Consider the following 17,953-nt stretch of genomic DNA (forward strand, 5'->3'; position numbering starts at 1 on the left):
CGCAGCTTTCGGCCGTTAGCTGCCGTTGAAAAATAGCTGCTTTCGGCCAAAAGCTGTCAGCTGCAGGAAGGGGCTGCAGCCACCTCATTACCTCAACTCATTCATCCTGTAGAAGCTTCAAGGCACGATCAAAGTCGAAGAGTTCCACCTGCGCCGCGACCATTGCCAGACGTTCTGCCAACGCCCGATCAAGTGGCATGTTGCGCAGTTCTGCAAGCGCGTCCAGCGCCGCCGTGTCACCTTCGTCCAAAAGACCCATGAGCCTGTTCAGTTGCTCGCTGAATGCCGAGTCATCCAGCAGGTCATCCTCTTTGGCGACCAGTGCGTCTATGTTGAGGTCGGCAAGAGCCGCCAGGGTCGGGAGCAAGCAAAGCTCGACCTGTGTCGCTAGCGCTTGCAGCATCGCAGCCGGCTCGCGGTCCTGGCAGGCCTGTTCCAGCAAAGCGCAGGCCTGCGCCACTGCCTTGGCGCCGATGTTGCCAGAGGAGCCGCGCAAACTGTGCGCCAGCCGTCCGGCGGCGCCAGCATCCGGATCGACCCGTGCGGCCTGGAATTGCTCGGCAAAGCCTTTCTGAGTGTCGCGAAACTTGCAGAGCAAGCGTAAGTAGAGATCACGACGGCCCATGCAAGTGGTGAGGCCGGCATCCATATCAATGCCTTCGAGACGATCGGGCAGTCCATCTACCTGGCCTGCATTCAGCGATGCTTGGACCAGCCGTGGCTTGATCCATTTCGCCAGGGTGGCGAACATGGCCTGGACATCGAGTGGCTTGGAGATGTGGTCGTTCATGCCACTGCTCAGCGCTTTCTCGCGGTCACCGTCCATGGCGTTGGCGGTCATGGCGATCACCGGCAAGGCGTCGAAGCGCGGCTGCTGGCGAATCCGCCGGGTGGCGGAGTAGCCGTCCAGCACTGGCATCTGGCAATCCATCAGCACGCCATCGAAGTTAGTATCCTCGGCGAGGATGTCCAGGGCCTCTTGGCCGTGCCAGGCCAACCGCAGGCTGATTCCGACACTCTCCAGCAGTTCGCAAGCCAGCTCTTGATTGAGCTCGTTGTCTTCCACCAGCAGCAGCCGCGCACCATTCAGGCTGGCGAGGGTACTGGCATTGTGTTGGGAGCGCTCTCCGGCCCGGGTGTCGCCCTGCAGCCCTTTGCCCAGCACCCCACCAATGGCTTCGAGCAGAGAGGACGGTGTGACCGGTTTGGTCAGCACCACCGGCAGGCGGATGCCCTGGCGCTCGGCTTCCTCGCGCGCCTCTTCGCGGCCAAACGCGGTGACCATGATGACCGATGGCGTATGCATCAGGCTGGCAGAATGCATTCTGCTCACGGCTTCCATGCCATCCATGCCGGGCATCCGCCAGTCCATCAAGACCAAATCGTAAGGCAGCGCCTTTTGCTCGGCGTCGGCCAACATGCGCAGCGCCAGACTGCCGCCCTGCGCGACATCCACTTCCAGGCCAAAACTGCGCGCCATGCCCGAGAGGATTTCACGGGCACTGGCGTTGTCATCCACGACCAACACGCGCATGCCCAACAGCTCGTCAGCCTTGAACATACAACGCGGCTGAACGTCTTGCTGCACGCCGAGCTGTACCTGGAAGTGGAACGTGGAGCCAACTCCCGGCTCGCTCTCGACCCAGATCCGGCCGGCCATCAGCTCCACCAGCTTCTTGGAGATAGACAATCCCAAACCGGTGCCGCCGTATTTGCGGGTGATCGAAGTGTCCGCCTGACTGAACGACTGGAACATACGTGAACACTGTTCGACGGTCATGCCGATGCCGGTGTCGCGCACCCAGAAATGTAGCTGGACGCTATCCGTGTGCGTGCTGATTTCCTCCACACCGACGACGATGTCGCCGTACTCGGTGAACTTGGTCGCGTTGTTGCCGAGGTTGATCAGCACCTGCCCCAGCCGCAGGGGATCGCCGAGCAGGGCCGTGGGTAAGTCGGGCGGGATCTGGAACAGCAACTCCAGGCCCTTGTCCTCGGTCTTCAGGCCAATCATGGCGGCGAAGCTGTCGAGCACGTCTTCCAGGCGGAAAGGCACCTGTTCGAGGCTCATCCGGCCGGCCTCGATCTTGGAGAAGTCGAGGATGTCGTTGATGATCCCCAGCAGGTTCTCCGCCGAACGGTGCACCTTTTCTATGTAGTTGCGCTGGCGATTGTCCAGTTCGGTCCGCAGCGCCAGGTGGCTCATGCCGATGATTGCGTTCATTGGCGTGCGGATCTCATGGCTCATGTTGGCGAGAAACTCGCTCTTGGCCTGAGTGGCTTCTTCGGCCGTCGCCCTGGCCTCTGCCAATGCCGTCACGTCGATGTTGATGCCGGTTGCGCGCAATGGCTTGCCGTCCGCTGTGCGTGAGAACCGGTTGAGCGAGCGAAACGTGCGCACCTGCCCATCGTTTTTGCGCACGATGCGAAAGTCGAATTCGACGCGATCATCATCACTCTGAACGGCACTCTCAAACGTACTGCTGACCCGCGCCACATCTTCTGGATGCACCAGCGCCTGCCAGTGCGCCAACGTGCCGCCAAATCCGCCGGGCTCCAGCCCGAACAGGGTTTCGAGCTGGGGTGTCCAGTAGTTTGTGCCGCTGACCAGATCAACGTCGAACAAACCGATGTCACCGGACTCTTGCGCCAGGTTCAGGCGATCGCTGGCGGTACGCAGCCGGGCTTCCATCGCCCGGCGATCACTGACGTCGCGCACCGAGGCGCAGACGCAGACACCCCGACCCTCCAGACGCGGCAGATGGGATAGGCCGATTTCCACGGAGAACAGACTGCCGTCCTTCCGCACCCCGCTCAGATCATCCAGATCGCCGCCCATCTTCCGGGTTCCGCCGCTGGCAATGAAACCGTCGCGCAACCGGACATGCCGTTCGCGGGCAGGCTGCGGCACCAGACGCTCGATGCTGGCGCCAATCAACTCTCCAGGTGCATAACCAAACAGGCTGTCCATTTGCGGATTGGTCATCAGGATGTTGCCGTCGGCCCCCAGCACCAGCATGCCGTCCGGCGCCGCCTCGATGATGCCGCGATACCACGCTTCGGTGGCGCGCAGTGCCGCCTGCTGGGTCTCCAACTCACTGGCCTGGTGTTCCAGCAACAAGGTTTGCGCGCCCATTTCGTCCGCCTGACGACGGGTTTCCTGCAGCAGCGCCTTGGCCGCCTCGCTGCGCTCCATGATGGCCATGGCCCCGGCCAGCCTCGGCAGGACTTCTTGCAAAAGCAACGCTTCGTTTTCCTCCGGCGGCCGGAACCCAGCCATTTCCACAACCCCGAGCAGGCGCTCGCCACGCAGCACCGGTTGCACCATCAGATGGCTGGCAGCAGCTGCGCCCAACTGCGCGCGCACATGCCAGAACGATTCGGGCAGATCCTCAAGCAGACGGGGTTGGCGATCCAGTGCGCACTGGCCAAGCAGCCCTTCACCGAGTTCAAGCTCAGTGGGCAGAGGGTGCGCACTGTCCAGCGCGTAACCGCCGACTAATTGCAGGCGTGACTCGCCTTCATATAGCACGTAAAGCGCCCCCTGGCACATGCCCAACCGGGGCGCGATGCGACTGAAAAAAGCCTGGGCCAATTGTTGCGGCGTCTCGGCCTGCTGCAGATCCACTTGAAGCAGCGAGGCGTGCGTTTTCACCCAGCGCTGGCGTTCAAGCTGACAAGCCTCCACCTGCAGTGTGGCAATGGCCCGCGCCAGATCGCCGGTTTCGTTGCGTAGATCGGTGTGGGGGATCTGACCGTCCAGCTTGCCGGACGCCAACTCGTCCACCGCCACGCGAACGCGGTTGAGCGGCACGCGAATGGAATAGCTGACGAGCCAGGTCAATAGCAAGGCCAGCGTCGAACCACCCAGCAGCAAGACATAGGTGATCGTGCTGCTGCGCCGGGCGTACTCAGCGAGGTTCTTCGCCGTGTCGTGGATGTCGGCTTCCTTGTTTTTCTCTATCTGGGTGAGCAGCCCGTCGCTGTCCTGTTCCAGAGCGAGAAAGTCCTTGCTGTTGAGCAACGTCAACGCCTGACCCAGAGAGCCTTTGCCGGCCAGTTCCAGTGCGTCGTCGCCGTCTTTTTGCAGGCGCCGCAGGACCACTTCGAATTCCAGCAAACTGTTGATACTGCTCTGGCGCCGCAGCGTCGGCCGTACTTGCTCGAGGGCTTCGTGGAGGCGCTCCTGAGTGGCCTCCATTTGCGCTCTGGCGCTGATGCGGATGTCGGCGTTATTGGTCGCGATTGCCCGTTGCATGGCCAGCAACAGATGCGGCAGCTGCACCCGAACCTCCTGCACATGCTGGATACCCACCAGATCCTGTTGGTACAGCTGCTGCATTTCATGCCTGAGCGAATACTGGGTGCGCAGGCTTTGCACGCCGAGTATCAGGATCAATGTCATCAACGCAGCGAAGCCGATAATCAATTTGTTGCGCAGGGACAGGCGCTCGAGCAGCTCGAACAGTCTGTTCATAAATGGCCTCGTTCAACTGGAGTGCAGGGTGGCGCAAAGGGCTCAGGGATGGTCAGCTATCGGCTCATGCAAGGCCAACTGCCTGGCCATGTCCTGGTCACTGTCGGCGAAGCGCGCGGCAATCTCCCGGAACTGCTCCGCATTGGCGAGAAACGCGTCGCAGATGTCGGGGTCGAAATGCGAACCGCGGCCTTCGCGGATGATGTGCACCGCCTGCTCATGGGACATGCCGGGCTTGTACACGCGGCGGCTGATCAACGCGTCGTAGACATCTGCCACGGCCATCAACCGGGCGCTGATCGGGATGTCGTCGGTGGCCACGCCTTGCGGGTAACCACTGCCATCCCATTTTTCTTGATGGCCGTAGGCAATTTCCTTGGCAAGATGAAGAAAATCGACGTCTATGCCCAACTGATCCTCGGCGTGCTGGATGGCATCGCGTCCCAATGTGGTGTGGGTTTTCATGATCTCGAACTCTTCCGGGGTGAGCCGTCCCGGCTTGAGCAGGATGCGATCGGGGATGCCGATCTTGCCGATATCGTGCAGCGGCGCCGATTTGAAAAGTAGTTTGATGGTGTCCTCGTCGAGGAAGTGACGGAAGCGCGGGTGATTGCGCAACAGTTCAGCCAGCCGTTTCACATAGTGCTGGGTACGACGAATGTGGTTGCCGGTTTCGTTGTCGCGGGTTTCCGCCAGCGAGGCCATGGCGTGGATCGTGACATCCTGTATCGCGATCACCTCACGGGTGCGGCGTTGCACTTCCTGCTCGAGAAATTCGTTCTGATTACGCAGGAAATCGGCAACGGCCTTGAGCTTGATTTGCGTCTCGACCCTGGCCATGAGCACCTGGGGTATGATCGGCTTGGTGATGTAGTCCGCAGCGCCAAGGCTCAACCCTCTAATTTCGTCCTCTGTGGCCGTCATCGACGTCAGGAACATGATCGGTATGTGGCGAGTGCGAGCGTCAAGCTTGAGCTGCTCGGCAACGTCATAACCGGACAGACCCGGCATCATGATGTCTAGCAGGATCAGGTCGGGAAGGGGGCCAGCCTGCAGAAGGCGCAAGGCTTTCTCGCCGCTATTGGCCGCCTTGACCCGATATTTATCCTTGAGCAACTCGGCAATAAGCATCAGGTTGTCGGGTGTGTCATCGACCACCAGAACGGTTGCCGATGGATAAACGCCCTGCAGGCTGTCCATGGATGTTGGCTCCCTTGCCAGACAATTAATGAACGGGCGGAGTTACGCCATTCTTGCTGGCAAGCGTAGCTAGAAAAACCGTAATCGCTAGTTGAAATTCGGTAGGTTGGCTTGATGAAGCAATGAATAGAATGTCTCTAATTGGCCGATAGCAGCCTCTCGGACTTTGAAATTGACGAGTGCCCAGACCCCAATTGCTTACCGACGTGTCGGTTAACACTTTCTGCCATTGCATAAAATATGCAATTTAGCATTTGCCAACCCCCAAAACTCCCGGCACTATCGCCGTTATGCAAAAACGCAACGTTTCAACCGTCTTAAGAGAGCTGCTGGACCGCGACCGGATCTCCCCCACGGAGCTTCACCGGCGTACCGGCGTGCCTCAATCCACACTCTCGCGGATCCTCAGCGGCAAGATCGTTGATCCGTCGGACAAGCACATCTCGCGCATCGCCGAGTACTTCCGCGTCAGCACCGACCACTTGCGCGGGCGCGCGGCGATGGGTGCTGGGCGCGATGACGGGCGCGACCCGATGCATTCGGAACTCAAGGACATAAGCCTGTGGGACGACGACACGCCCGTTAATGATGACGAGGTGTCGATCCCCTTTTTGCGCGAGGTTGAATTGGCTGCTGGATCAGGAAGATTCGTCATCGAGGAAAGCGAGAAGGCCAGCCTGCGGTTCGGCAAGCGCAGCCTTCGCCACAACGGTGTGCAGTTCGACCAGGCCAAATGCGTGACAGTGCGTGGCAACAGTATGTTGCCGGTGCTGCGCGACGGCGCGACGGTTGGGGTGAATGCGGGCAAGAGCGGCATTGGTGATATCGTCGACGGCGACTTGTATGCCATCAATCACAATGGCCAGTTACGGGTGAAACAGCTCTACCGCCTGCCTTCCGGGATTCGCCTGCGCAGTTTCAATCGCGATGAGCACCCGGACGAGGACTACAGCTTCCAGGATATCCAGGATGAGCAAATCAGCATCCTCGGCCATGTGTTCTGGTGGGGCATGTACGCCCGTTAACCTCCTTGCGTAAGACAAAGCCCGCCCATGTGCGGGCTTTTTTTCGACCGTAGAAAACCGGTAAACCCCTGGCCCATAAGGTTCGAAATGCGCTGGTGCATTCCGATAGCAAAAATAAATGCATTTGTGCATTGACTGTATATGCATACATGCATATTCTCCATCTCAAGCCAGCCAACAAGGTGGTGGAGGCGGCAAGGATGCTGCCAAGGAAAGTGACAAGGAAGGCACGCAACATCGGCAAGGATGCCATCGAAGCGATGGCAGGGATGCCAGGCAACACCGGCAAGGATGCCGACGCTCTTTAGTTACACCGCTTTAAAAAAACAGGCAGCGATGAACCGGCCTTAACGGTTCAGAGGGTTGGCAACTGACCCGGGTGTGCAGCGTAAAGCACCAGAAGCAGTTATCCGGCAGACAGGGATCGTGGTCGGAAAAACATTGAGGAAAGAACCGTACCGCGCCAGTAGCGCCGAACGTTCGAGGAAATCATTACTGAAAAGCCCGGGCAACCGGGCTTTTTGGAATGCCGACCTATCGAAGCATGTGTGAATGAAAAATGGACTATTGAGTGCTCAGCCAGGAGGCGTGACATGACAAATGAACAGCAAGCGTTAGCGGAAATGCCTATCTGGCTGGTCATCGTATTGGCAGTGATCGGCGGTGTATCCGGCGAAATGTGGCGCGCCGACAAGGAGGGCGCACGTGGTTGGTCGCTGATCCGCCGCCTGGCCCTGCGCTCCGGCGCGTGCATGGTCTGCGGGGTTTCAGCCCTGATGCTGTGCTACGCCGCCGGCATGTCGATCTGGACCGCCGGCGCCATTGGTTGCCTCACCGCAATGGCCGGTGCCGATGTCGCCATTGGCCTTTATGAACGCTGGGCGGCCAAGCGCATCGGGGTCAACCAAGGCTCCGGCCAAGATCCGCAGTAACCGTTGCAAGGACGCTACTTAATATGACCCTTATCGAAAAGCCATCCCAATTGCCCAACGCCATAGGCGCGGCGCTGCACGCGGCCTTCCCGAACTTGAAGGTCGGCAATCACCAGGATTTTCAGGGCGCCTTGGATAAAACCGGCGTGTTGATCACGGTCGAAGGCAATGGCCCAGGCATTCGCTCTCGCGAAGGGCGCAAGGCGCACGCCCTGACGATTTCTCTCCGGGCCATGGTGGCGCCGGGTGCGCTGCCGTTTGATGCCTGCGACCTGGCCAGCCAGCTAATGGACCAAGTGCTGGATAACCGTTGGGGCCTGCCCTTGGCCCAGTGTGATTTGCCGATAAATATCGTCGCCGCTCCGGTTGCTTCAACAGCAGCAGAAACGGACTACGACACTTGGACTGTCTCCTTCACCCAGACCGTCTACATCGGGCCGGTATTACTCACAGATCCTACCGGACAGCCGCTGTTTGCCCGCACCTGGGAAGTGTCGAACATCGACGATCCCGACCAATACAAACCACTGGCGGAGTAGCCCATGTTCGACGCGCTGTTACGCATGCAGCTGGGGCCGATTGTCGAGCGCCTGGCAGAGATGGAAACCCAACTTGAAGATCTGTATCGACGCGCCGAGAGTTTTTGCCGGATCGGCACGTGTCAGTCGGTCGACGCCGCCAGCAACACCTGCAAGGTCAGCCACGGTGATTTGCTCACCCCGGCGATCCGCTTTTTCAACCCCAGCGCAGGCGCACAAACCGAAACGCGTATCCCGTCTGTGGGTGAACAATGCCTGTTGCTCAATTACGGCGGCGGCGAAGGCGGTGGGCAGTCTGTGGCCTTGTTCGGCCTCAACAGTAGTCAGTTTCCGCCCGTCTCCAGTGTTGCCACATTGACCCGACGACGCCATCAGGACGGCACCCAAAGCGACTATGACGATGCCAGCCACATTTTCAATTGGGTCAACGGCCCCACCACGTTCAGCGGTTCGCGCGAACAGGTAGACGTCAAAGTCGGCGCCGCCAGCTTGGTCATGAGCGCCCAGAACATCACCCTGCAAATCGGCGGCACCAGCCTGGTACTGGACGCTAGCGGCGCGCACTTCAGCGGCCCGCTGGTGGACCATCAAGGCCGCGTCATCAGCCCTCGATAAGGACATCCCATGCTCGGCATCGATCGAAACACCGGGGCAGCCGTCGATGACTGGCTGCAGTTCGTGCAGCGCGCCACCCGAGCGCTGACCACCCCCGTGGGCACTCGGCAGAAACGCCCGCTATATGGCTCGCTGATCCCGCAACTGCTCGGCCAGAACCTCGGCGACGACCTGCTGATACTCGCCCAAAGCCACGCCGCGCAGGCGTTCTACAACAGCCACAACGGCATCGGCGATTTTCAACCCCTGGTCATCGTCGCCACCCGCCAAGGCGCCGGCCTGCTGTTGCGCTTCGCCGGCACCTGGAAAAACCGCCAACAAACCTTCGAGGTCGTGACATGAGCATGCTGATCCCCGGCCAGAACCAACTGGCAGAACCGGCCATCATTGCGGTGGATGAGTTCGAGCCGTTGTTGGCCGAATTCAAGGCGTTTGTTGTGGACTACGTCGCCACCCGCGCACCGCAAAGCGCGGCCAAACTCAAGGTCAGCCTCGACAACGAAAGCGAGTTGCTGACCCTGGCCCTGGAAGCCTTCTGTGTAAGGCTGCAAACCCACGAACGCAAATACAATGCCCGTATCAAGCAGATGCTGGCGTGGTGGGCCACCGGCAGCAACCTGGATGCGCGCCTGGCGGACATGGGCCTGGAACGCCAAGTGCTCGATCCAGGCGACCCGGCGGCGTTTCCGCCGGTGCCGCCGACGTTGGAGAGTGACGACGACGCTCGCTTGCGTTATTACCTGGCGCCCCATGCACCGGCAGCCGGCTCGCGGATGCAGTATCGGCGAGAGGTTTTTACCCTGGGTGAACGGCCGTCGGTGAAGGTGCAAAGCGCGACGCCGGGCGTGGTGACGGTCAGCTACACTTTTGATCCCGACGGTTATGCCGCGCAGGTCAAGGACGGCAACGCTCGTCGAACAGCGCCCGGTGAAGTGATGGTGACTGTGCTTGCTCGTGAGAGCGGCGGCACGCCGTCCGCCGATTTGCTTGACGGGGTTCGTCGCCATTTCGCACGGCCGGATGTGCGGCCGGAGACCGATCTGGTTAGCGTGCAAGGTGCGCAGATCCTGCCTTATAAAATCCGTGTGGTTGCGAAGATCAATGCCGGCCCGGATTCGGGGCTCACGCAAGTTGCCGCGCAGAAACTGCTACAGGACTATGCAGAGTCTTGTCATCGGCTGGAGGGGCGGGTGGATCCGAGTTGGATTGACTATGCGATTCACAGCGCCGGGGCGGCGCAGTTACAGATCCTTGAACCCTTGGCACCGATTATTGCGACGGCCTTTCAGGCGCCTTATTGCACCGGGGTTGAAGTACAGGTACGCACGCTATGAGTGAGCGCATACCGAGCCTGCTCCCCGCCAACAGTTCGCCCTTGGAAAAAGCGTTGGACCAAGGCTTCGGTCAGTTACTCGAGCGAGTAACCCCACCGTTCCCCGCGTTGATGGACCCCTCGCAAACGCCTACGGATTTTTTACCTTATCTCGCAGCGGATCGTGGCGTGAACGAATGGAGTTCTACTGCCGCCGGGGCTGAAAAGCGTGCGACGGTAAAACTCGCCTGGCCAACCGCTCGACAGGCCGGTACCCGTACAGCACTCGAAAATGCTGCCAAAGGCCTGCAACTGATCCCTGAGGTAAGGGCCTGGTATGAGCAGTCGCCGCGAGGTAATCCTTTCAGTTTTTCCATCAGGGCTTACTCCGAACTGCCGTACAGCGAAGAAATCGACGCGAGGCTGGATCTGCGTCTAGCAGAGGCCAAAAGCGAGCGTGACATTTTCACCGTCACGGTCGGGTTGAGCGCGTTTGGTAGCCATTCAATCGGCGCTGCGACTGTCTGCGGTGAGCTGACCACTATCTATCCGATTTTTATCGAGGGGCTTGAAGCGTCCGGCATGGCCTTTTTGGCAGCCGGCTTCTATAGCGTCGAAACCGTCACTATCTATCCACAGGGGTCCTAAATGGCCGACTTTTATACCTTGCTGACCAACGCAGGGATTGCTTATGAAACTGCCTGCAAGGCTGCGGGCGTGCCGATCAAACTCGCGCAAATTTCGGTGGGCGATGGCAATGGCTCTGTCTACAACCCCGACGCCACTGCAAAAGCGCTGAAACGTGAAGTGTGGCGCGGGCCATTGAATGCGTTGTTTCAGGATGAAAAAAATCCGAGCTGGTTGCTGGCTGAAGTGACTATTCCACCCGAGGTGGGTGGCTGGTATGTGCGTGAGGCTGGGCTTTGGACGGATACCGGAGTTTTGTACGCCATCGTTAAGTATCCGGAGTCGTTCAAGCCGGTGTTGGCAACGTCTGGCTCGGGGAAAGAGTTTTATATTCGGTCGATTTTCGAGACCAGTAATGCGTCGCTGGTGACGTTGTTGATTGATGACTCAGTGGTTAAGGCAACGCGGGCTTGGGTGACGGGGTATGTGGCTGATGAGTTGGCCAAGCTTGATGCCAAGCAGTCGGTTCGCGTGGCGACCACGGCAAACATCTCCTTGAGTGCAGCGCAAACAATTGATGGTGTGGCTGTTATTGCGGGGGACCGGGTTCTTGTCAAAAACCAGTTGGCTGCGAAAGATAACGGGCTTTATGTTGTGACGAACACTGCGTGGGTTCGGGCTAAAGATGCGGACTCCAGCACCAAAATGACACCTGCGATGACGGTGACTGTTGAGCAGGGTGCAACGCTCGCCGATACGATTTGGCAGCTGATTACCGACGGTTCGATTGTTGTCGGTAGCACTTCGCTGGTCTTTCAGAACATAACGTTTGGTTTTGCACCGCTCAGGTCGCCGGCATTTATTGGTCCTTCGGCGAATACTCCTGCACGATTTGACAACAGTAAGGCGTTGGCAACGACCGAGTTTGTCAAACAGGCTGGAGGCAGTTTTATCGGTATTCGTAATATTACTACCGCGACGCAATTTACCGTTGAGGACGTGGGTTTCGCCTGTGGTTTGGGGGGGAACTCTGGCTATACGGTGACCTTGCCGGATATCGCCGATGTGCCAGATGGTTCGGTTATTGCGATGCACTGTCGAAGTAACGGCACCGTTGTTGTGGCCAGTAAGTCAGGCCAGCAGATTAGTCCGCAAGGTGCTTATCTTAGCTCGATAACAATGGCTGCTGGCGAGAGCGCTTCCTTCGTTAAAGAGTGGGGTGTGTGGTGTGTCTATGGTACCGCAGCGCTGAAATACTCAACCCAATTCTCTGCCAGTACGGGGGAAAATGGCTTTGAGAAGAAACCATCTGGCCTTATTGAACAATGGGGCTATGGAGTAAGCGATTCCTCTGGAAATCTCTATGTCACCTTCCCTGTCTCTTTTCCCGGGGCGATGCGCAACATTGTGGCAACTCATGTGGGCGGGGCAGGTGCAATTGTTATTTGTGTTGGCGGTAGTGCAACAAAGCAGGGGGTAACCTTAAGAATTCAAGAAGGGGTCTCGGGTTCACCTGGTGTTTGGAATATCTTCTGGCGGGCTATTGGAGTTTAAAATGACAGAAAAAATCCTGTTTAGCCCGAGTACGCTCGGCGCCTACTTGCCGACTATCAACGGCGACGATATTCCTGACGACGCAGTTGAGCTGCCATTGATCCAGTGGCAATCGGTACTTGCCGAACTAGCGGTCAGTCCTAAAAGAATAGGTGCTGACGCTGATGGTTTTCCTATTTTGATTGACCCGCCGCCACTGAGTAATGAGTTGCTTGAATCAGTAGAGCGGACGTGGCGGGATGTGCGGCTATCCTGGACTGACTCGATTGTGTCAAGGCATCGGGACGAGTTAGAACTTGGCGGAATGGCTACACTCAACGACGTGCAATACGCTGAACTGCAACTTTACCGACGCAAGCTACGTGACTGGCCGCAAGGAGCCGAGTTTCCTTTGGCTGATCACCGTCCAACTAGCCCTGTTTGGCTGACCACCTCACTTAAGTAAACGCCTCGCACAGACGGGGCGTTTTCTTTTCTGGCGCTCACTTATTCATAACCCACTAAAACCGCCCTGCGGTTTTTTTATACCCGGAGATCCACCTATGGCCAATCGCCAAACCTACACCGTCCTCATCCCATTCCCCACCGGAGGTGGCCACTGGTCCACCGCCGGTGAGGAGCTTGAACTTCTGGACGTCGAAGCATCCGCCCTGCGCACCGCCGGCCGCCTGGAACTGACCAGCGTCCTTAACTCCACCCCCAAGAAGGCTGACTAATCATGGCTGAGGTTTTGAACTTCGAGCACAACGGCATCACCGTGAATGCCACTGAATCCCCCGAGGCCATGGGTGGCCTGGGCGACAACGTTATCGGCCTGGTCGGCACCGCGCCGAATGCCCACGCGTCGATTCCGAAAAACGCGCCGTTTCGCATCAACAGCTTTACCACCCAGGCGCTGCTGGACCCTACCGGCACCGAGTCGGGCACGTTGTTTCAGGCGGTGTACCAGATCCTCAAAGTGGTGAAGGTGCCGGTTTATGTGGTGATCGTGGAGGAGGGCGCAACCCCGGCCGACACCCTCAATAACGTGATCGGCGGCAACGAGCCAGCCACCGGCCGCAAGCTGGGCCTGGCGGCTCTGAGCAGCGTCCCGGAAGACCTGACCATCATCGGTGCCCCAGGCTTCACCGGCACCAAGGCTGTGGCCGGTGAGTTCGCTGCCTTTGGCAAGCGCATCAAGGCCCGTGTGGTGCTGGACGGCAAGGACGCGTCCGTCGCTGACCAAGTGACCTACAGCGGCGAGCTGGGCGGTGCCGACCTCGGCTTCGACCGCTGCCTGCTGGTGCACAACATGCCGTCGGTGTATTCCAAGGCGGCGAAGAAAAACGTGTTCCTGTCGCCATCGTCGCTGGCTATTGCTGCACTGGCCAAGGTCAAACAGTGGGAAAGCCCAGGTAACCAGGTGACCTTCGCCGAGGACGTTTCCCGTGTGGTCGAGTACAACATCCTCGACACCTCCACCGAAGGCGACCTGCTCAACCGTTACGGCGTGAGCTACTACGCGCGCACTATCCTTGGCGGCTTTTCGCTGCTGGGTAACCGCTCCCTCACCGGCAAGTTCATCAGCTACGTCGGCCTGGAAGATGCCATCAGCCGCAAGCTGGTCAAGGCCGGCCAGAAAGCCATGGCCAAGAACCTCACCAAGTCGTTCATGGACCAGGAGGTCAAGCGCATCAACGACTGGCTGCAAACCCTGGTGGCCGATGAAACCATCCCCGGCGGCAGCGTGTACCTGCACCCGGAGCTGAACAGTGTCGAGAAGTACAAGAACGGCACCTGGTTCATCGTCATCGATTACGGCCGCTACGCGCCGAACGAACACATGATTTATCAACTCAATGCCCGCGATGAAATCATCGAGCAGTTCCTGGAGGACGTTCTCTAATGTTTACCAACCGTGTAAGACAGGCCATTGCGGCCACCCTTCAAGGCCTGCCGTTGTCCGCGACAGTAGAGGAGTTCACCCCGCCGAAGATTGAGTTCGACATGGAATCCATGTCCGGTGGGCGCTTCATCGCCGAAGAAATGGCCAAGAGCGGCAAGGTGCTCAATGCCAAGTTGGTTCTGCAAGGTGCCGGGCCGGAAATCATGCTGGCCCTGGGCGTGCGCTTGGGTGACGACATTCTGCTGAACGTGCGAGAAGCCGGTCAGGATCAGGATGGCAAAACCTACTTCACCTACCACACGGTCGGCGGCAAACTCAAATCCCTGGAGGAGGCGAAGCTGAAGATGGGCGACAAGGTCACCACCACTTTGGAACTGTCCTGCCGTACCTACAACCGTCTGGAAAACGGCATTTCGGTGATCGACATCGACGTGCGCACCCAGAAGTTCGTGCTCAACGGCGTCGACATTCTCGGCGATGCACGCCGCGCGGTGCTGATGCCTTAAAGGCGAAGCGGGCACGGTCAATGTGGGAGCTGGCTTGCCTGCGATGGCATCACCTCGGTGCACCAGACATACCGAGTCGCCTGCATCGCGGGCAAGCCCGGCTCCCACATTGACTGTGTTTAACCTCAAAAATGCTTAACAAGGAATTGCCCCATGGCCTGGATGCCACCGCTGCACATTCTGCTGTCCCCGATCACCGCCGACACTGGCGCGGCGATCCAGCAGATTCAACTCAAGCCGTTGTTTTACGCCGCGCAAAAAGACGCGCTGGCTCGGGCCGGTGATGACGAGGACGACCAGTTTTTTGAACTGGCGAAACTCGCCACCGGCCTGTCGGAAAAAGAGCTCGACCAGCTCAAGCGCCCGGACTACGTGAGCATCGCTCAGTACGTACATGACATGTCGACACGCCCTGCGTCATTCTTCCTGGATCAGCCTGACGAAGCGACCCACGACCAGCCTGTTCAGCTGCTGCTGGCCCTTGACGCGGCCGGTCGCAGCCTGACCGAACTGCCCCTGGAAATGCCCGCCCTGCGCGCCACCAAGGTGATGAAAAAACTCGCCACCAACAAAGAACGCGCCGAGTTCATCACCGCTCATTGCACCGGCCTGATGATCCCCGATCTCGCTGGCCTGACCGTACCCGACTGGACGGAACTGCAGGAGCGCATCGACGATTTTTTAAATCAACCGGCGGACTTCTTTCGCAGCGCGACATCGAAGTAATCCTCGATGTGGTGCCGCTGATTTACTCGGTCAATGAGGCAGAGATCCTCGACTGGGACGCCGGCAAAGCATTGCGCCGCTACGACATCGCGATCACTCGCCTTGGCGTTAAACAGGAGTAAGCGGGATGCAAAACAAGTATTCGCTCGCGTATGCCATGGCCAAGGATGGCCAAGGTATTTTTAGCAACGCAGACAACGCAAAGGGGGGCGAGATTGTCAGCCCAGGCCCTTTGGTCTCTGGTGCTCTCGCAGAAGCGCCGTCGTTGTCCTCGATGAGTCTGGCGCTGACCAATGCAGGCTTGCAACTCAATGGCCTCTCGCTGTCCCTGGGGTTAGTGCGCAACAGCGTGGACGCGCTGGAAGACGCCTTGTCGCGGCTGAAGGCGGTGGACGTTGAACCGTCTAAAATCGATCAGCGTAGTGAGCAGAAGACGACCACCGAGGTTAAGTCGAGCGCATCGCAAGATCGGAGCTTGGTCCGTGACGCCATGACGTTGCGCGATGTAAAGAGCCTCGATCCGGTCGCAGCCTTTCAGCAATCGTTTGCAGCACCCGCCGTTGCGGAAAAAACTACCACTCAATTGCGAGAGGAGTCGTCAAAGAGTGAGGAGCGGCTCTCCACCACGCTGAAGCTCGCGCCGGTGCTCGGGGAGGACTGGTGGCTGCAAGCCAAGACCCATGTGATGGACCGCGCCAACACCATAGCGGGTGAGTCGCCCACAGCTGTCACCGCTGTAAAAATGGCTGAGGTGGTCGTTTTGCCGGTTATTTCACCCGTCATTACTGGCTTTTTTTCGGGCTTGGGAGAGACGATCAAAACCCGGGTAACGGGTAACTTGGTTGATGTAACGCTTGGCAAGTTGCCTGGAGTCGCCGGCAAGCTATTCAAGAGTGATGGCTTTAAAAAGGATAAGTCCTGCTGCTGTGCTGCTGCTGTTCAAGCCTCACCCAGTAGCCGCCGCGTCAGCCGTAGAAGTTCTTCTGCCAGGAAGAAGAATACCCAACCGCCAAAATCGCAGAATAAGAAGACGCAGCGCGCGCAGAACAAGCAAGGTTCGCAGAAGAAACAGGCTTCCGTGGCCAAGCCAGCTGCTACCAGGCTTGCATCCACAAAAAGCGGCGGCGTGATGGCAACGCTGCGCGGTGTGTCCGAGCGCTTTGCCAAGTCCTTTTTCCCTGCGCAGTCGAATGGTTTTCACGCCGGTGGCCCTACTCAGGGGATGCAACTGCGCGAGGTCCGGGCAAATAGTCGAAAGCAGGGCGCTGATTACCGTCAACCGGCTGCTGGCAGAGGGCCGGGGCTGATGGAGGCCTTGGAGCGAGGGCTTGTCCCCCTGCCTTCTGATGGGCGTATGACTGCTCTGCCAAACACACAGACCTTCAGCCATGAGCGCTCAACTGAGGCGCTGCCTCACGCGCCGAAGCTGCCGGCCTCCGGCCTGTCAGGCGCGGTGAGCAAGCTGGAGTCCTCCGCCGCCCGCCGCCTCGGCCCGATGAGGTATGTCGACACTGCCATGGATGTGGCCGAGGGTATCCGCAACGGCGACGCCAAAGCCGTCGGTGCAGGCCTCACCACTGCAGGTGGCGCCTGGGCAGGAGCCTCCGCCGGCGCGGCCATTGGCACGCTGATTTTTCCCGGTGTCGGCACCGCGGTCGGCGGCGCCATTGGTGGTTTGCTTGGCAGTGAAGCGGGCACCTGGTTGGGTGACAAATTGTTCGGCTCAACCGACCGACTGCCTGCACCCGGTGCAGTGAGCAAAGAGCTCAACGCCGCGCGTACCGACAATGTGCAAGTCACCCTCGCGCCGAGCATTCAGATTACCGGCGTGAACCCCGCCGATGCCCAGCAAGTCGTCAACCAGGTGATCCAGGCCCTGCAATTTCAGTGCATGCCGATGGTCACCGACACCCTTGGCATTCGGCGCAATGCGGCGCTGGCCGATCCATCAGGAGGTGATTGATGCAACAACAAATGGTCCTCGGCGACTTTATTTTTGGCCTGTCCCGTGGCTTTGCTTATTCCGGGCTGGTGCGTACCACTGATGGCGGCTGGAGTGACCTGGCGATTATTGCCAGCAAACCCCAGTCGCGGCAAAGCGGCCAGAAGCTGGAGAAGCTCACGTTCACCGGCACAGCGATGTATGCCATCGGCATGCAGCGCCTGGACGAGTTGCGCGCCCTGCAAAATGCGCGTGCGCCCTTACCGCTGGTCGATGGCATCGGCCGTAACTGGGGCCTGTGGCGGATCAATTCGGTGATGGAAACCCAGAGCAACGTGATCGATGACGGCACTGCCATGGTCATGGCCTGGACTATAGAACTGGAGGAATTCGTCAATGCGTAGAGTGCGAAGTATTGCCGGTGATTCGGTCAACCTGTTGCTCTACCGCGAATTGGGCCGTTGCGATGACGCGGCGGAAGAAACCCTTTGGCGTCTGAACCCCGAGCTTGCCGAGTACGGGCCGGTACTGCCCGCTGGTGTGTGGGTCATCGTGCCGGAAATGCAAGCGCGGCCGGCTGCTGTGCGGCCTGTTCTGGCCTGGGATTAAGGAG

Annotated in this window: 19 protein-coding genes; 17 read left to right on the forward strand and 2 right to left on the reverse strand. The window is 59.0% G+C overall.

The window, feature by feature from the left end; all coding sequences use genetic code 11:
• Positions 1 to 97: 97 nt before the first annotated feature.
• Positions 98 to 4,477 carry a response regulator gene (locus AOA62_RS09450; RefSeq protein WP_017137053.1) on the reverse strand — a complete coding sequence of 1,460 codons (4,380 nt, stop codon included), beginning with the start codon at positions 4,475 to 4,477 and terminating at the stop codon, positions 98 to 100.
• Between the two features lie 42 nt (positions 4,478 to 4,519).
• The gene (locus AOA62_RS09455; RefSeq protein ID WP_017137054.1) at positions 4,520 to 5,677 is read right to left on the reverse strand and encodes a two-component system response regulator; all 1,158 of its coding nucleotides are present in this window, start codon (positions 5,675 to 5,677) and stop codon (positions 4,520 to 4,522) included.
• 281 nt (positions 5,678 to 5,958) lie between these two features.
• On the opposite strand from AOA62_RS09455, the gene AOA62_RS09460 reads away from it, so the two are divergent.
• The 17 genes from AOA62_RS09460 to AOA62_RS09530 all read left to right on the forward strand — a co-directional run bounded on the left by AOA62_RS09460 (position 5,959) and on the right by AOA62_RS09530 (position 17,949).
• Positions 5,959 to 6,702, forward strand: coding sequence for an XRE family transcriptional regulator (locus AOA62_RS09460; RefSeq protein WP_169985843.1), 744 nt, complete (start codon positions 5,959 to 5,961; stop codon positions 6,700 to 6,702).
• A 149-nt stretch (positions 6,703 to 6,851) separates the two neighbouring features.
• Complete coding sequence (locus AOA62_RS31765) at positions 6,852 to 7,010, forward strand: hypothetical protein (RefSeq protein ID WP_017137056.1); 159 nt, start codon at positions 6,852 to 6,854, stop codon at positions 7,008 to 7,010.
• Positions 7,011 to 7,295: 285 nt separating this feature from the next.
• Positions 7,296 to 7,634: a phage holin family protein gene (locus AOA62_RS09465; protein ID WP_053254660.1), complete on the forward strand. Its 339-nt coding sequence runs from the start codon at positions 7,296 to 7,298 to the stop codon at positions 7,632 to 7,634.
• A 23-nt stretch (positions 7,635 to 7,657) separates the two neighbouring features.
• On the forward strand, positions 7,658 to 8,173 hold the full coding sequence (locus tag AOA62_RS09470) for a hypothetical protein (RefSeq protein ID WP_099548521.1): 516 nt from the start codon (positions 7,658 to 7,660) through the stop codon (positions 8,171 to 8,173).
• 3 nt (positions 8,174 to 8,176) lie between these two features.
• Positions 8,177 to 8,788 (forward strand): phage baseplate assembly protein V, encoded by a 612-nt coding sequence (locus AOA62_RS09475; RefSeq protein WP_099548522.1) that lies wholly within the window; start codon positions 8,177 to 8,179, stop codon positions 8,786 to 8,788.
• 9 nt (positions 8,789 to 8,797) lie between these two features.
• Positions 8,798 to 9,130, forward strand: coding sequence for a phage baseplate protein (locus tag AOA62_RS09480; RefSeq protein ID WP_017137060.1), 333 nt, complete (start codon positions 8,798 to 8,800; stop codon positions 9,128 to 9,130).
• Positions 9,127 to 10,122 carry a baseplate J/gp47 family protein gene (locus AOA62_RS09485; RefSeq protein ID WP_099548523.1) on the forward strand — a complete coding sequence of 332 codons (996 nt, stop codon included), beginning with the start codon at positions 9,127 to 9,129 and terminating at the stop codon, positions 10,120 to 10,122. The genes AOA62_RS09480 and AOA62_RS09485 overlap by 4 nt, the downstream gene beginning before the upstream one ends.
• Positions 10,119 to 10,748, forward strand: coding sequence for a phage tail protein I (locus tag AOA62_RS09490; protein WP_099548524.1), 630 nt, complete (start codon positions 10,119 to 10,121; stop codon positions 10,746 to 10,748). Before AOA62_RS09485 ends, AOA62_RS09490 begins: the two co-directional genes overlap by 4 nt.
• On the forward strand, positions 10,749 to 12,281 hold the full coding sequence (locus AOA62_RS09495) for a phage tail protein (RefSeq protein ID WP_099548525.1): 1,533 nt from the start codon (positions 10,749 to 10,751) through the stop codon (positions 12,279 to 12,281).
• 1 nt (position 12,282) lies between these two features.
• On the forward strand, positions 12,283 to 12,726 hold the full coding sequence (locus tag AOA62_RS09500; protein WP_099548526.1) for a phage tail assembly chaperone: 444 nt from the start codon (positions 12,283 to 12,285) through the stop codon (positions 12,724 to 12,726).
• A 97-nt stretch (positions 12,727 to 12,823) separates the two neighbouring features.
• Positions 12,824 to 12,997: a hypothetical protein gene (locus tag AOA62_RS32010; RefSeq protein WP_163005422.1), complete on the forward strand. Its 174-nt coding sequence runs from the start codon at positions 12,824 to 12,826 to the stop codon at positions 12,995 to 12,997.
• A gap of 2 nt (positions 12,998 to 12,999) precedes the next feature.
• On the forward strand, positions 13,000 to 14,166 hold the full coding sequence (locus AOA62_RS09505) for a phage tail protein (protein ID WP_099548527.1): 1,167 nt from the start codon (positions 13,000 to 13,002) through the stop codon (positions 14,164 to 14,166).
• Positions 14,166 to 14,672: a phage major tail tube protein gene (locus AOA62_RS09510; protein ID WP_099548528.1), complete on the forward strand. Its 507-nt coding sequence runs from the start codon at positions 14,166 to 14,168 to the stop codon at positions 14,670 to 14,672. Before AOA62_RS09505 ends, AOA62_RS09510 begins: the two co-directional genes overlap by 1 nt.
• A 153-nt stretch (positions 14,673 to 14,825) precedes the next feature.
• Positions 14,826 to 15,398: a phage tail assembly protein gene (locus AOA62_RS09515; RefSeq protein WP_099548529.1), complete on the forward strand. Its 573-nt coding sequence runs from the start codon at positions 14,826 to 14,828 to the stop codon at positions 15,396 to 15,398.
• Between the two features lie 127 nt (positions 15,399 to 15,525).
• Entirely contained in the window at positions 15,526 to 17,361 is a 1,836-nt protein-coding gene (locus AOA62_RS09520; RefSeq protein ID WP_099548530.1) for a phage tail tape measure protein, read from the forward strand.
• On the forward strand, positions 17,361 to 17,744 hold the full coding sequence (locus AOA62_RS09525; protein ID WP_099548531.1) for a phage tail protein: 384 nt from the start codon (positions 17,361 to 17,363) through the stop codon (positions 17,742 to 17,744). The genes AOA62_RS09520 and AOA62_RS09525 overlap by 1 nt, the downstream gene beginning before the upstream one ends.
• Positions 17,737 to 17,949: a tail protein X gene (locus tag AOA62_RS09530; protein ID WP_017137071.1), complete on the forward strand. Its 213-nt coding sequence runs from the start codon at positions 17,737 to 17,739 to the stop codon at positions 17,947 to 17,949. The genes AOA62_RS09525 and AOA62_RS09530 overlap by 8 nt, the downstream gene beginning before the upstream one ends.
• Positions 17,950 to 17,953: the final 4 nt, after the last annotated feature.

The organism is Pseudomonas sp. 2995-3, from assembly GCF_002742565.1.
Lineage (GTDB): Bacteria > Pseudomonadota > Gammaproteobacteria > Pseudomonadales > Pseudomonadaceae > Aquipseudomonas > Aquipseudomonas edaphica.

Coding starts and splice junctions, on each gene's coding strand:
- AOA62_RS32010 (WP_163005422.1), top strand. CDS start 12,824: ATGGCCAATCGCCAAACCTACACCGTCCTCATCCCATTCCCCACCGGA.
- AOA62_RS09485 (WP_099548523.1), top strand. CDS start 9,127: ATGAGCATGCTGATCCCCGGCCAGAACCAACTGGCAGAACCGGCCATC.
- AOA62_RS09465 (WP_053254660.1), top strand. CDS start 7,296: ATGACAAATGAACAGCAAGCGTTAGCGGAAATGCCTATCTGGCTGGTC.
- AOA62_RS09470 (WP_099548521.1), top strand. CDS start 7,658: ATGACCCTTATCGAAAAGCCATCCCAATTGCCCAACGCCATAGGCGCG.
- AOA62_RS09455 (WP_017137054.1), bottom strand. CDS start 5,677: ATGGACAGCCTGCAGGGCGTTTATCCATCGGCAACCGTTCTGGTGGTC.
- AOA62_RS09480 (WP_017137060.1), top strand. CDS start 8,798: ATGCTCGGCATCGATCGAAACACCGGGGCAGCCGTCGATGACTGGCTG.
- AOA62_RS09495 (WP_099548525.1), top strand. CDS start 10,749: ATGGCCGACTTTTATACCTTGCTGACCAACGCAGGGATTGCTTATGAA.
- AOA62_RS09475 (WP_099548522.1), top strand. CDS start 8,177: ATGTTCGACGCGCTGTTACGCATGCAGCTGGGGCCGATTGTCGAGCGC.
- AOA62_RS09450 (WP_017137053.1), bottom strand. CDS start 4,477: ATGAACAGACTGTTCGAGCTGCTCGAGCGCCTGTCCCTGCGCAACAAA.
- AOA62_RS31765 (WP_017137056.1), top strand. CDS start 6,852: ATGCATATTCTCCATCTCAAGCCAGCCAACAAGGTGGTGGAGGCGGCA.
- AOA62_RS09520 (WP_099548530.1), top strand. CDS start 15,526: ATGCAAAACAAGTATTCGCTCGCGTATGCCATGGCCAAGGATGGCCAA.
- AOA62_RS09505 (WP_099548527.1), top strand. CDS start 13,000: ATGGCTGAGGTTTTGAACTTCGAGCACAACGGCATCACCGTGAATGCC.
- AOA62_RS09525 (WP_099548531.1), top strand. CDS start 17,361: ATGCAACAACAAATGGTCCTCGGCGACTTTATTTTTGGCCTGTCCCGT.
- AOA62_RS09510 (WP_099548528.1), top strand. CDS start 14,166: ATGTTTACCAACCGTGTAAGACAGGCCATTGCGGCCACCCTTCAAGGC.
- AOA62_RS09530 (WP_017137071.1), top strand. CDS start 17,737: ATGCGTAGAGTGCGAAGTATTGCCGGTGATTCGGTCAACCTGTTGCTC.
- AOA62_RS09515 (WP_099548529.1), top strand. CDS start 14,826: ATGGCCTGGATGCCACCGCTGCACATTCTGCTGTCCCCGATCACCGCC.
- AOA62_RS09490 (WP_099548524.1), top strand. CDS start 10,119: ATGAGTGAGCGCATACCGAGCCTGCTCCCCGCCAACAGTTCGCCCTTG.
- AOA62_RS09500 (WP_099548526.1), top strand. CDS start 12,283: ATGACAGAAAAAATCCTGTTTAGCCCGAGTACGCTCGGCGCCTACTTG.